Origin of the sequence: Mesorhizobium sp. M0676, assembly GCF_040320535.1 — a bacterium.
Lineage (GTDB): Bacteria > Pseudomonadota > Alphaproteobacteria > Rhizobiales > Rhizobiaceae > Mesorhizobium.
The window spans coordinates 349,537-362,742 of sequence record NZ_JAMYPU010000001.1 but is presented as its reverse complement, the minus strand read 5'-3'; the positions used below and the strand labels follow the sequence as shown (position 1 = coordinate 362,742).

12 protein-coding genes are annotated in these 13,206 nt (G+C 65.2%); 6 read left to right on the top strand and 6 right to left on the bottom strand.

Annotated elements, in window-relative coordinates; all coding sequences use genetic code 11:
- Positions 1-172 precede the first annotated feature (172 nt).
- The 3 genes from NKI35_RS01755 to NKI35_RS01745 all read left to right on the top strand — a co-directional run bounded on the left by NKI35_RS01755 (position 173) and on the right by NKI35_RS01745 (position 3,934).
- Positions 173-1,723, top strand: a complete 1,551-nt coding sequence (locus NKI35_RS01755) for a sugar ABC transporter ATP-binding protein (protein ID WP_352738214.1) — start codon at positions 173-175, stop codon at positions 1,721-1,723.
- Positions 1,720-2,691 carry an ABC transporter permease gene (locus NKI35_RS01750; RefSeq protein ID WP_352738212.1) on the top strand — a complete coding sequence of 324 codons (972 nt, stop codon included), beginning with the start codon at positions 1,720-1,722 and terminating at the stop codon, positions 2,689-2,691. The genes NKI35_RS01755 and NKI35_RS01750 overlap by 4 nt, the downstream gene beginning before the upstream one ends.
- Positions 2,692-2,953: 262 nt before the next feature.
- A complete protein-coding gene (locus NKI35_RS01745; protein ID WP_352738210.1) occupies positions 2,954-3,934 on the top strand; it encodes an ABC transporter permease in 981 nt (326 codons plus the stop codon).
- A 293-nt stretch (positions 3,935-4,227) separates the two neighbouring features.
- On the opposite strand, the gene NKI35_RS01740 is transcribed toward NKI35_RS01745, so the two are convergent.
- The 3 genes from NKI35_RS01740 to NKI35_RS01730 form a co-directional block, all read right to left on the bottom strand.
- On the bottom strand, positions 4,228-4,668 hold the full coding sequence (locus NKI35_RS01740; RefSeq protein ID WP_352538980.1) for a lipid-binding SYLF domain-containing protein: 441 nt from the start codon (positions 4,666-4,668) through the stop codon (positions 4,228-4,230).
- A gap of 446 nt (positions 4,669-5,114) precedes the next feature.
- Entirely contained in the window at positions 5,115-5,474 is a 360-nt protein-coding gene (locus NKI35_RS01735; protein WP_352738208.1) for a hypothetical protein, read from the bottom strand.
- Between the two features lie 88 nt (positions 5,475-5,562).
- Positions 5,563-6,711, bottom strand: a complete 1,149-nt coding sequence (locus NKI35_RS01730; protein WP_352738206.1) for an amidohydrolase — start codon at positions 6,709-6,711, stop codon at positions 5,563-5,565.
- A gap of 277 nt (positions 6,712-6,988) precedes the next feature.
- Between NKI35_RS01730 and NKI35_RS01725 the strand changes: the two genes are divergently transcribed.
- The 3 genes from NKI35_RS01725 (at position 6,989) to NKI35_RS01715 (ending at position 8,645) form a co-directional block, all read left to right on the top strand.
- Positions 6,989-7,984: a GlxA family transcriptional regulator gene (locus NKI35_RS01725; RefSeq protein ID WP_352738203.1), complete on the top strand. Its 996-nt coding sequence runs from the start codon at positions 6,989-6,991 to the stop codon at positions 7,982-7,984.
- 68 nt (positions 7,985-8,052) lie between these two features.
- Complete coding sequence (locus tag NKI35_RS01720) at positions 8,053-8,334, top strand: type II toxin-antitoxin system ParD family antitoxin (protein ID WP_023669694.1); 282 nt, start codon at positions 8,053-8,055, stop codon at positions 8,332-8,334.
- A complete protein-coding gene (locus NKI35_RS01715; protein ID WP_023669695.1) occupies positions 8,331-8,645 on the top strand; it encodes a type II toxin-antitoxin system RelE/ParE family toxin in 315 nt (104 codons plus the stop codon). The genes NKI35_RS01720 and NKI35_RS01715 overlap by 4 nt, the downstream gene beginning before the upstream one ends.
- On the opposite strand, the gene NKI35_RS01710 is transcribed toward NKI35_RS01715, so the two are convergent.
- The 3 genes from NKI35_RS01710 to eglC are packed head-to-tail and all read right to left on the bottom strand — an operon-like array spanning position 8,632 to position 13,140.
- Positions 8,632-9,951, bottom strand: coding sequence for an HlyD family type I secretion periplasmic adaptor subunit (locus tag NKI35_RS01710; RefSeq protein WP_023735099.1), 1,320 nt, complete (start codon positions 9,949-9,951; stop codon positions 8,632-8,634). The genes NKI35_RS01715 and NKI35_RS01710 overlap by 14 nt on opposite strands.
- Before the next feature lie 3 nt (positions 9,952-9,954).
- Complete coding sequence (locus NKI35_RS01705) at positions 9,955-11,715, bottom strand: type I secretion system permease/ATPase (protein WP_352738201.1); 1,761 nt, start codon at positions 11,713-11,715, stop codon at positions 9,955-9,957.
- Positions 11,716-13,140 carry an endo-1,3-1,4-beta-glycanase EglC gene (gene eglC / locus NKI35_RS01700; RefSeq protein WP_023714107.1) on the bottom strand — a complete coding sequence of 475 codons (1,425 nt, stop codon included), beginning with the start codon at positions 13,138-13,140 and terminating at the stop codon, positions 11,716-11,718.
- Positions 13,141-13,206: the final 66 nt, after the last annotated feature.

Genomic DNA, 13,206 nt, shown 5'->3' with positions numbered 1-13,206 from the left:
CCCCACAGGTGGGGAGATTGGCTGTCATCTCGGCTTTCGCTAATTTTCTACGTCGCAAGACGAGGGGCGGCGCCGGAACTGCCAATCTCCCCCCTTGTGGGGGAGATGTCCGGCAGGACAGAGGGGGGCGCCGTAGAGCGCCAGCAAGAGAATTTCTGATGCGGACATCGATTTGACCACCAGCCCCCTCCTCGACGCCACCGGCGTCGCCAAGAACTACGGCGCGGTTGCAGCACTTCGCAACGCGTCGCTCTCCGTGCTGCCGGGCGAGGTCCACGCGCTGATGGGCGCCAACGGCGCCGGCAAGTCGACGCTGGTGAAGATCCTGACCGGCGCCATTCCGGCCAATGCCGGCCACATCCTGATCCGCGGCGAGGCCCGCGACATTCGCTCTCCCGCCGCTGCGCGCGGCGCTGGGCTGTTGCCCGTCTACCAGGAACCGTCGCTGATCCCCGATCTCGATGTGCTGTCCAATCTCAGGCTCACCGGCACGCCGGTCGAGCCGTTCCGCGCCTGGGTGCGCGAGCTCGGCATCACCGACCTCGATCTGCGCGACACCGCGCGCGACATCCCGCTGGCCGTGCTGCGGGTGCTCGACCTGGCGCGGGCGCTCGCCGTCGAGCCCGACGTGCTGCTGCTTGACGAGATGACGGCGGCCCTGCCCGCCAACCTTGCCGAAAAGGTGCTGGAAGTGGTGCGCCGCCAGGGCGATTCGGGCCGCGCCGTGATCTTCATCTCGCACCGCTTCGTCGAAATCTCGGCGCTGTGCGACCGCGCCACCGTGCTGCGCGACGGCGAGACCGTCGGCGTCGTCGACATCGTGCCGGGCGTGGAAGAAAAGATCGTCGAGCTGATGCTCGGCACCCGCATCGTCAAAACCCATGTCGCGGCCCGCAGCGCTGCCGAGAAGGCCGCGCCCGCAGCTGCCCGGCCGCGCGTCTCCGTGCGCAATCTCCGCGTCGGCGCCAAGCTCAGCGACGTCTCCTTCGATCTCGCCGACGGCGAAGTCGCCGGCGTCGTGGCGCTCGAAGGCCAGGGCCAGGACGAATTGTTCGCCGCCCTTGCCGGCTCGATCCGGCCCTCCGGCGGCACCATCGAAGTCGATGGCCAGCCGGTGAAATTCTCGCATCCGATCGACGCCATCCGCGCCGGCATTGCCTATGTGCCGGGCGACCGCTCGGAAGCGCTCGCCATGCAGCGCTCGGTGCGCGAAAACATCGCGCTGCCTTTCAGCGCTGCCTTGCGCAACTGGGGTCCGATCAACATGCGCCGCGAACGCGCGACCGTGCTCAGCGCGATCGAGCGGCTGCAGATCGACACCCGCGCGCAAGGCGAGGTGCAGCGCCTGTCCGGCGGCAATCAGCAGAAGGTGACCATCGCCCGCTGGATCGCGGCGGATGCCCGCACCATCCTGTGCTTCGACCCGACGCGCGGCATCGATGTCGGCACCAAGCAGGAGATCTACAAGCTGCTGCGCGAACTCGCCGGCAACGGTAAGTCGGTGCTGTTCTACACCTCGGAACTCGAAGAGGTGCAGCGCGTCTGCGACCGCGTCATCGTCATCTTCGGCGGCCGCCTCGTCGACATCTTCCCCGTCGAGGAGGCCGACGAGCCGGCGCTGATGCGCGCCGCCTACGGCCTGCCGCGCGGCGCCAAGGCCGATATCGGCATATTGGCTGATCCGACCGCGAACACTTCGGCTTCGCCGGAGGCCGCGCCATGAGCCATTTCCTGCGCCGCCAGGGCTGGGTCGTCGGCCTGTTGGCCCTGCTCATCGTCCTGTTCATCGCCACCAGGATCATCCAGCCGGCCTATGGCAGCAATGATTTCGGCTCGCTCGCCCGCGCCGTTCTGCCCTATGCCTTCGCAGTCGCCGCGCAGACGGTGGTCGTCATCGCCGGCGGCATCGATCTGTCGGTCGCCGCCATGATGGCGCTGACCAGCGTCACCGCGGCGTCGATGATGAATGGCGCGAGCGAGGAATACGCGCTGTTCGTGGTGCCCTTCGTGCTCGCCATGGGTTTTGCGCTCGGCGCGCTCAACGGCCTGCTCATTGTCGTCACCCGCGTGCCCGACATTGTCGTGACGCTGGCCATGCTGTTCGTGCTGCAGGGAGCAGCGCTGTTGGTGCTCGACGCGCCGGGCGGCGGCATCGCCGAATGGCTGAAGGCGCTGATCTCCGGCACGGTACCGATCCCCGGCCTGCCCGACGCCATAGACGCCTGGCTGCCCAAGGCCCTGCTGGTGCTGATCGTCTGCCTCTGCGTCATCTGGATACCGCTCAGGCGCTCGCGCCTGGGCCTCTCCATCTACGCCATCGGCTCGAGCGAACTGGCGGCGTTCCGCTCCGGCGTGCCGGTCAAGCGCACCCGCCTCATCGCCTATGCGCTGTCGGGCCTGTTCGCCGCCATGGGCGGGCTGGCGCTGACCATGAGCACCGGCATCGGCGCCCCCATCCCCGGCCCCTATCTGCTCGCCAGCGTCGCCGCCGTGGTGCTGGGCGGCGTCGCGCTCGGCGGCGGCAAAGGCGGCCTGCTCGGCCCGATCGTCGCCGTCTTCGTGTTGCGCCTGGTGCGCACGGATTTGACGCTGCTCGCTATCGACCCGAATGTCACGGCTATTATCGAGGGGCTGATCATGGTGGCGGTGGTGATGTTCGGCGCGTTTATCACGATGCGGGGGCGGCAATGATGGGAGGGCTGTCGCAGAGAGACGTCGGCGTTCCTTCGCGCCCCCCTCTGTCCTGCCGGACATCTCCCCCACAAGGGGGGAGATTGGATGTCGCGACGACTTTCGCCAATCTCCAACCTTGCAAGAATGAGCGAGGCGCTGAAGCTGCCAATCTCCCCACCAGTGGGGGAGATGGCCGGCAGGCCAGAGGGGGGCGCCGTAGAGCACTGTCCTCGCCAACTTGCCGCACCTTGCAAACCTCATCGCGAGCAAGAGCCGCCCCATGAGCACCACCGCCATCACCCCCGTCCCCCTGGGCCGCCGCATCAAGCGCTTCATGGCCGACCGCCCGCTCATCCCGCTGGTCATCCTGCTCGCCTTCCTGGTTATAATCCTGCAGGTCCTGCGCCCCGGCATCGTCAACGAGCGCTGGATCGCCAACACTATTAAATTCGCCATACCGCTGGCGATCCTGGCGGGATGCCAGACCATGACCATGCTGACCGGCGGCATCGACCTGTCGGTCGGCACGGTGGCGACGATGAGCGCCTTCATCATGGCCACGCAAGTGGTCAACCAGGACCCGGCGGTGGCGTTCCTCCTGGCGATGATGCCGGCGGTGCTGATCGGCCTCGTCAATGGCATTGGCGTCGGCGTCTTCCGCGTCCACCCGCTGATCATGACGCTGGGCACCAGCCTGATCGGCACCGGCTGCCTGCAGGTCTACCAGCGCACGGTGATCGCGTCGGGCGCAAAAATCCCCGACTTCTTGGCTTGGCTCGGCACCGGCGTGACATGGGGCTTCCCCAACGCGCTGCTTTTGTTCGTGCCGCTCGCCGCCCTCATCGTCTTCACGCTCGCCCGCACCGGCTTCGGCCGCCTGCTCTACGCCGTCGGCGACAATGAGCGCGCGACCCGCCTGTCGGGCGTGCAATACTGGCAGGTCATCACCGCGCTCTACGTCACCTCCAGCGTGCTCGCCGGCATCACCGGCCTGCTCTATATCGGCCTGATCAAGGCGCCGTCGCTGTCGCTCGCCGAACCGCTGGTGCTGCCCTCGGTCGCCGCCGCCGTCATCGGCGGCACCTCCATCTTCGGCGGCCGCGGCGGCTACACCGGCACCGTCATCGGCGCCCTGATCCTGACCGTGCTGACAACACTGCTGACCATCCTGCAGATGCCGGAGGGGGCACGGCGGATCTTGTTCGGGCTGATCGTGCTGTTCGTGACGGCGGCGTATCTGCGGATTGTGGAGGAGCGGTAGGGGGCTGGCGCCCGACGCTGCATTGGGCGAAGCTTTCCCATCCAAGGTTCAGGCCAAGCGCACGGGAGCAAGTTCCCCCTCACCCGGATTGCCAACCGAATTGCGAAGGGCAATTCGGGGCAATCCGACCTCTCCCCGAGGGGAGAGGAGGGCGCCAGCGTCAACGCCAGCCTCTTCTCCCCAGCGGGGAGAAGGTGGCCGCGAAGCGGCCGGATGAGGGGGCTGGCGCAGCCATAGGCGATTATCATCGCCCCAGACGAGCTTACCCCACCGAGAACGCGAGGGAGCGCCCCCTACTTCAAAGAAATCGCCATCCCGCTCAGATCCGCATTCACCTGCAGCCCCACCTGCCGGCCCGTAAGCTCGAGCTGGGCGCCCTTGTCGTTGGTCATGACGATCACCTGCGCGCCCTTGCCGAGCGCCCCGCCACCGCCCGCCGCGCCATAAACCCCGGCCGCATCGCGGACCCTTCTGATATGCCGCACGGTGCCCCGGAAATAGGTCTTGGAAACCCCAAAGGCGAAGCCGCCCGAGACACCGCCGACCGTGATGGGATAGGAGCGGCCATGGAAGGTCAGCGTGCCCTCGCCGCCGGAGCCGCCGACGAAGAAGGCCGCCTTGTAGACGGCAAAGCGGATCGTGCCGCTATCGGCATGCGCGGCGCTGGCAGCGCTGACGGACACAGTTGTGATGGCCGCAACCGCGAGCGAACGAAAGCTGGACGAGATGGTCATGGTGGGAGCTCCTCAAGTGCGCCGCTCACCCAACCGGCAGGGCTCGTCGGCGTCGTAACCAACTTGAACAGTTTAGGCTTGGATTTGGTTCCAGGGAGAGCCCTCGGTGGGTCAAGGCGCAAAGCTGGTGGGGAGAGCGGAGGAGCGCTTCATACAGAGCTGGCAATGCCAATGCCTCGGGGCAAGGGCTATCGCATATGAGCTTTTACGAAGAGGACCCCCACTCTAACTTGCCGGGGCGAGCCAGGGTTTCGCCCGTCCTTCGGACCCTCACAAGGCGGAGGGAACGCTGCCGCACGCCCAGCCCTTTTTTAAGTCGACTTAGACGGTTTTGCGGAAATCAGCGCCAACCTAGTCTCCCTCCCCCTTGTTGGGAGGGATTGAGGGGTGGGGGTACTCGCAGGCGCAAGCCTCCGCTATGGTCCCTGTGCAAACCAATCCCAGCCCTACGGATATTTCCCCGGCTTTGGTGCGTAGATTTGCGGATCGAAGTCCAAATCCTTCGGCAGCGGCAGGCTCGAGCACTGCAGATGCATCTGGCGCGCCAACAGCCTTCGCTGCTTCTGCTCGTTCTCCTTGATGGCCGCCACGAGGCCCATGCTGTAGGGCCCCAGCACGACGCCGGCGGCCCATCCCGGATGCTCCTTCTCGCGCGCGTCGTAATTCATGGCATCGGTGCGGGCCTGCTGGCATTCCGGCGTCGCCCATTTCGGGTCTTGGGTCGAGAGCGAGGCTCCATACTGGACCGGAGACGATACGCACCCTGCCACTGTCGCAGTCAACGCGACGACCATTGCAATTCTCATCCGCAAGCCCCTCCTAATGTAGGAGGCGACTACAAGACGATTCCAGCGGGAAAAAGGCAGCTTCAGGATGCGGATTTTGCAGGGCCGCTCACCCCAGCAGGTTGCGCGCCGTGCGCATGAAGATCTTCGAACCGATCGGGATCAGATCGTCGGGAAAATCATAATCGGGGTTGTGCAGCGAAGGATGGCGCTCGCCGGCGCCGAGAAAGAACATCGCCGACTTCGCCTTGTGGCCGAAGATGCCAAAATCTTCCGAAGCGCGCATCGGCAAGGCTTCCTCGCTGCGCGCGACGCCCTCTTCGTCCAGCGCGCGGTTGAGATGTTCCACCGCGTCCGGCGCATTGACGCTGGCGACGAAGATTTCGTGATAGTCGCAGCGCACGGAGAGGCGGTGCTCGGCCGCTATCCTGGCGGCCAGCGCTTCCGCAGCTGCGACCAGCTCCGCCATGCGCTCGTCACGCCTTGTGCGCAGCGTCGCCCAAACCTCGGCGTAGCCGGGCGCGATGCCGAACACGGCCTCGCCCATCGTCGCATGGGTGACGGTGACCATGCTGAAATCGTCATCGGCGAAAGTGCCGCGCCCGAGTGCCGGAAGCGCCGGCATCAGCTGGCTGATCGCCGGCATCGGCGACACGCCGGTTTCGGGCATGGAGGAATGCGCGGTCTTGCCGTCCAGCACGATGCGGATGCCGCGCGAGGCGCAGTTGACCACGCCGGGCTTGAGGCGAACCTCGCCGAACGGCACGCCCGGCAGATTGTGCAGCGAGAAGGCGAAGTCCGGCGCGATCTCGTCAAAGCGTGGATCGGCGACGACGCCGGCCGCACCATTGCCGGTCTCCTCCGCCGGCTGGAACATCAAGACGACGCGGCCGCGCGCCGGCCGTTCGCGCCCGAGCTGGCGGCCGAGTGCGGCGAGGATCGCGGTGTGGCCGTCATGGCCGCACATATGCGACTTTCCCGGCACCTGCGAGGCATGCTCGACACCTGAAAGCTCCTCGATCGGCAGCGCATCGATCTCCGAACGGAACAGCACCGTCGGCCCGGCCTGGCCGCTGTCATACACCGCTGCCACACCATGGCCGCCGAGGCCGGTCAGCACCTTGTCCGGCCCTGTATCGGCGAGGAAGCCGACGACTTCCTTGGCGATCTTTTCCTCTTCGTTGGAGATTTCCGGCTGCTGGTGCAGCTTGCGGCGCCATGCCGTCAGCTCGATGATATCGCGATTGGTGAGGGTCATGGTTGGGCTCCGCTTTGGTGCTGCAGGTTACACAAACACGATAGGGTTTTTCTCACGCCGTGCCATACTGATCAATTCCGCTGGTCCATCTGCCTGTCTTGTGTGAGCGTAGATGACGACATCCCATGACCACCACACAACCCAGAGAATTTCCAGCTCCGCACTGAGGCCGTCGATCTCATCTCCGACATCCGGTGGCTTCTCCTGAAAAGCGCCGCGTGCTCGCCTGTGCGACATCTTTGCTTCCATCCACCCGAAGGAACGTTTCGGAGCAACAATGGCCAGGCGGTTTGCGTTTCTCTTGGTTCGCGACTTCACGCTGTCGCCGCTGTCGCTGTTCATCGACACGCTGCGGCTGGCCGGCGATGAAGGCGACCGCAGCCGCCGGATCGAGTTCGACTGGGAGATCGTCGGCGAGCGTGGCCTGCCGATCCGGGCGAGTTGCGGTGTCGAGTTGCTGCCGACCAAGGCGATCGGCAATCCGCAGGAGTTCGACAATGTCGTCGTGGTCGGTGGCCTGCTCGACACCAACCGCAGCCTCAGCTCCGAAAAGGAGGCCTTCCTGTTGCGGGCGGCCGAAAAGGGCGTGCCGCTGACGGCACTCTGCACCGGCAGCTTCGTGCTCGCGCGCTACGGTCTGCTCGATGGCTACAGTGCTGCCGTCAGCTGGTTTCACATCAAGGATTTCCGCAGCCAATTCCCTGATGTGAACGCCCATGCCGACAGCCTGTTTTCCGTCGATAGGGGCCGCTCGACCTGCGCCGGAGGCACGGGTGCGGCCGACCTTGCCGGCCATTTCGTGTCGCAGTTCATCGGCCGCAAGGCTGCGGAAAAAGCCGCCAAGATCCTCGTGCTCGACCGCATCCGCTCGAGCCTGGATGTGCAGCCAGTCGGCGATCTCTTTCCGGCCGCGTCGAGCCGAGCGGTGAAACGGGCGCTGCTTCTGATGGAAAGCAATCTCCAGGAGACGCTGTCGGTCGCCGAGATCGCGGGCCGGTTGCATTTATCCCGGCGCCAGCTTGAGCGGCTGTTCGGCGCCGAGCTCGGCATCGGCCCGATGGCCGCCTATCTTGCGCTGCGCGTGCATCAGGCCAAGTCGCTGCTGGAGGGGAGCGACTTGGCAATCGGCGACATCGCCTACCGCTGCGGTTTTCCCAATGCCGGCCATTTCAGCCGTGTCTTCCGCCATCAGACCGGTATCACGCCGACCCATCTCAGGCATCCGAACCGAATGTCCGGTGTCTTTGTCGACGCCAAGGGGAGCGGTCCCTAAGCCTATATTGGGGCGTGCGATCTCGCCGTTGGTATGATAATATCATACCAACCTGATAGGAGGGATCCATGTCCGCCACCGAAAAACGCACCTTCAGCCTGCCGGCCGAACAGGCTGCTTTCATCGACCAGCTCGTTCGGTCCGGCACATACGCGACCAGCAGTGAAGTGATCCGCGCCGGTCTTCGCGCATTGCAGGAACGCGACGCCGCCGTGGAGCGCTGGCTGCGTGAGGAGGTCGCGCCGACCTATGATAGGTGGAAGGCAGACCCCTCCCAGGCCATCCCGGCCGACAAGTCTTTTGACAGCATCCGCGCACATCACGCAGCTCGCCTCAAGGGGAACGTGTGAAGCGCCGGCATGTTGTCCTTTTGCCGGAAGCCCAGACGGACCTGTTATGGATATACGATACGGTCGCTCACGCGTCCGGCAACCTCACCGCCCTTCGCTACATCGAGCGGATCGAGCGATTTTGCCTGGGTCTCGACTATGCCTCGGAACGCGGAACCCTAAGGGATGATGTGCGGCCGGGGCTTCGCATCGTTGGCTTCGAGCGCCGCCTGACTGTGGCCTTCACCGTAGAAGGCGACCAGGTGGTGATTCTCAGGGTGTTCTACGGCGGCGTCAACTGGGAGGACGAGTTGGCGCCTATCGCTCCGTGAACGCCCGCGCGAACGAGTCCAGCATCGGCCGCGCCAGATATTCGAGGAAGGTTCGGTCGCCGGTGCTGATAAACGCCTCCACCGGCGTTCCTGGGTAAAGCTGCTCGGCTTTCACGCCCTGCGGCAGCGTGTCGGTGATCTTCAGCCTGGCGCGGAAATACGCCTCATGCGTGGTTTCATCGATCAGCCGGTCGGCGGAAATTTGCGTCACCGTAGCCGGGACCTCAGGGGTGAGGCGCGCGTTCAGGGCGGACAGCCTGAGCTTCGCCGGCTGGCCGACGCGAACCAGGTCCACGTCTTTCGGCCGCAGCTTCGCGTCGACGATGAGGCCCGACGCGGTCGGCAGGATCTCCATGATCTTCTGCCCCGGCGCAATCACGCTGCCTTTGGAGTTGTAGATCGAGGATACCACGATGCCGGCTGCCGGCGCCTTGATCGTCGTGCGCCCCAGCACCGCCTCGGCTGCGGTGATCTGTTCGCCGATGTCGGCCAGGCTGGTGCGAACCTCGTCGAGCTTGGTCAGCGCGTCCTCGACGCGCTGCGTGGTCGCGCGCTCGACCTGCGCCTGGGCTTCGACGATCTGCGTCTTGGTCGCTGCGATATCCGCCTCCAGCGCGCCGGCCTGGCCGACCAGATCGGCCTCGCTGCGCAGAAGCTGCGAATATTCGCTGCGGTTGGTGAGACCCTTGTCGAGCAGGCCGGTCTTGATGCCGAGTTCCTTCTTCACGATCTCGGCCTGTTGCTGGATGGCCAGTTTCTGCGCCTCCAGTCCCAGCGCCGACTCACGATGCATGGCGACGCGCTGCGCCAGGATCGACTGCTCGGAGCGGAACCGGGCGAGCCTGGCCTCGAACTCCTTCTGCTGTTCGTGCACCAGATTGTCGAAATCGCGCTGGAACGGCGCGGGTGCTGCTTCGGCGATCGGCGCCAGCCTGTCCGATCCGTCGCGCTCGGCCTCAAGTCGCGCGGCACTTGCCCTGAGCGCGATCGTCTGTCTGGTCAGCCGGTTGAGGTCGGTCTCGGCCGCCCTGCGGTCGAGCAGGACCAGCGGTTCGCCTTGTTGCACGCGGTCGCCTTCATGCACCAGCAACTGCTCGATGATGCCGCCCTCGGGGTGCTGGATGAGGATGTTGCCGCCCGTCGCCGAGATCGTGCCGGAGGTGATCACCGCGCCGGAGAGCGGCGCGTTCGCCGCCCAATAGCCGAAGCAGCCGACGAAGAGCGCTATGGCCACGTAGCCGACGACGGCCATGCGGCGGAAGTCGGTGCGCGGTCGACCTTCGAAGGCGAGGCTCTGCTGCATCATCGTCTATGACCCGAAGCGGACGCTGTGCGGGCGCACGGTCGGCACGAACGAGCCTGTCACCACCGCGCTCCCGGCCTTGCCGGCCGCCGGTTGCCTCAGCACCCCGCTGGCGGGGCCGAAAGCTTCGACCATGCCGTTGCGCAGGACCATGACGCGGTCGCAGGCCGCGGCGATCGAAGGGCGATGCGTGATGACGACTGTGGTGACGCTTGCACTTCGCGCGGCCGAAAGCATAGCTTCGAGCGCCGCCTCCCCACTGCCGTCGAGATGGGCGTTGGGCTCGTCCAGCACCAGCATGCGTGGCTTGCCGTAGAAGGCGCGCGCCAGCCCTATCCGCTGACGCTCGCCGCCCGACAGCACGGTATGCGACGGGCCGATCACAGTCTGATAGCCGTCGGCCAGCGTGAGGATCAGCTCATGCGCCTCGGCGCGCCTGGCCGCTTCGACGATCGCGGCGTCATCGGCGTCGGGTTCGAAGCGGGCGACATTTTGCGCGATCGATCCGGGGAAAAGCTCCACCTCCTGAGCGAGATAGCCGATATGCCTGCCGAGCTGGGCTTCGTCCCAGCTCCTCAGATCCGCGCCGTCGATCCTGACCGCGCCGCCGGTCGGCTGCAGTGCGCCCACAAGCAATTTCGCCAGCGTCGATTTGCCGGCGCCGCTCGGGCCGACGATCGCCACCGCTTCGCCGGCACCGATGGCAAAATTCAGCCGCTTGAGGATGGGCTCCGTGCCGAAAGAGGCATTCGGCGCGATGAAGAACAGATCCTGCACCGAAATCGCGCCCAATGGATCGGGCAGGACGAGCTTGCGCCCCTGCGCCGGTTGCGCTGCAAGGGCTGTGTCCAGCCGCTTCCAGCATCGCCTGGCGTCGACGATCTGCCGCCACGATCCGATCAACTGGTCGAGCGGCTGCAGCGCGCGCGAGGACACCAGCGACGAAGCGAAGATCATGCCGGCGGTCATCTGCCCCTGCAGCACCAGCCACGCGCCGGCGCCGAGGATCGCCAGTTGCAGCATCATGCGCAGCGCCCGCGACGTCGCGCTGAAGATCGCATTGGCGCTTCCGGAACGGTCATGCAGGGTCAGCGCCTCAGCAACGTGCTGTCCCCAGACCGCGGCGGCATTTTGCACCATGCCCATGGCGCGCAGCGTGTCGGTGTTGCGGGCGAAGGCCTGCTCCGCCTGGCTGGCCACCGCCGAGCGTTCCGCCGACATGGCATCGTTCCTGCCGATGGCAAGCTGGTTGGTCACGACCAAGAGAAACAGCAGCACGGCGCCGGCGAACGTCAGCCAGAACAGGACGGGATGGATGAAATAGAGCAAGGCCAGGAAGACGGGCGCAAACGGCAGGTCGAACAACACCGCCACGCCGCGCGACCTGATGAAGGCGCAAGTCGTGGCAAGGTCGTTCAGCGGCGACAGCCCGCTGCCGGCATGTCTGGCGCCAAGCGAGGCGGCGAATGTCCGCGCGCCCAGTTTCTGGTCGACGGTGGCCGCAACACGTTGCGCGTAGATGGCGCGGACCGCGTCCAGCAGGCCGAGGAAGGCGAGCGCGAGGACCGCCATGGCCGAGAGATAAAGCAGCGTCTCGACGCTGGAGGACGGCAACACCCGGTCATAGACCTGCAGCAGATAGAGCGGGATCACCAGGAGCAGGATGTTGATCAGCAACGAAAAGATGCCGATATCGGCGATGCCGCGCAGGAAAACCGGGCGCAGGCCGATGGCCGCATCCCTGAGTGGCGCGCGGTCCCGTGACATCTAGACCGCGTGCTCGGCTGTCGTGCTCAGATGGCTCTGCTGCAAATCGTTCAGCGTATAGGCGTGGATATAGTCGATCTTCATTTGCGCGGGTGTCGCCAGATGGTCGGGCGGCGCGCCGGCTTGACCGCCGACCGCAAGGTCGACCAGCATATACATGGGCTTGTTCATATCGGACGGCGTCGCCGCTTCCGCGACCTGGACGCCATCATAGGTCCAGACCAGCTTGTCCGGCGTCCACAACAGGCCATAGGTGTGATAGCCGTCGGTGTTGGAGACATTCACCGTCGACCCGACCGTGGTGTGGGTTCCCGTCTCATTTGTGTGCGCGGTCATGAGAAGCGCATTCGGGTTCTGCCCATACATTTCGATCACGTCGAGTTCCGGGGGCCATGAACCGTCTTCGGGCAGAAGCCAGAAGGCCGGCCACGCGCCGGCGTTTTCCGGGAGATCGGCCCGCATTTCGAAATAGCCATAGGTCTGCGAGAAGGTGTCGTGCGTCGTCAGTATGCCGGAAGTGTATTCGTAATTGTTGATCAGCGGCTTGATGTCGTCGGGCGCATGCGCCGCGGTTATGGTGAGCACGCCGCTTGCGACGCTGAACGGATGGACCGAGCTGGTCGGCGCATAATTGGCGTCGATATACCATTGCAGCTCGCCGTTCTGGGGCTGCGAGCTGCCGTTCTGCGCCCCCCACCAGAAATTGGAATCCCAGATGCCGCTCTGGCCGTTCCACAGCCTCAGCGTGTTGAAATCGTCGTTGAAGGACAGCGTCATGCCGGTCTTGTCGATCGGCAGCTCGAACTGCCCGGGCTGAAACTTGTCGATCGTGGTGTTGTGGAACACCAGCACCTCGCTCGAGCCGAGGTTCAGCTGCACGTTCGATCCCACCTGGACCATATTGGCGTGGACGGCCTCGAACGAGGTGAAGGTATAGCCGTTGAGGCGCACCGTGTCGGTCGCGCCGAAATCGGAGATCAGGTCGCTGCCATTGCCCTTGGTGACGATGAAGGTGTCGGCGCCGGCGCCGCCGATCAGCACGTCATTGCCCTTGCCGCCGTCCAGCGTCTGGCTGCCAGCGCCGCCCGTTATGATGTTGTCCTGAGCATTGCCGAAGGCATAGTGGCCGTCGCCGGTGACGACGAGGTTCTCGAAATTGGCGGGCAGCTTGTAGCTCATCCAGGTATCGATCGTGTCGACGCCCGCGCCGTAGTTCTCGACCGCTTTGTTGATCGTCGAATAGAGATGGTAATAGTCGTCGCCCGCGCCGCCATACATGGTGACCTTGACGTTGGTGTCGCCCCAGAAGGAATCGTTGCCCGAGGTGCCGTAGCGGTAAGACGCGCCTCCAGTCGCCGAGAACCAATGGGTGGAAGCGCCGGTATAGGGAAGTGGAATGCCTTTGGCGTTGAGGACTGTGGCCATTCCGACACTCCTTGCGCGTGCTGCCTTGGTCGTTCGACAACCTTCGAGCGACCATTTCGGATCAAC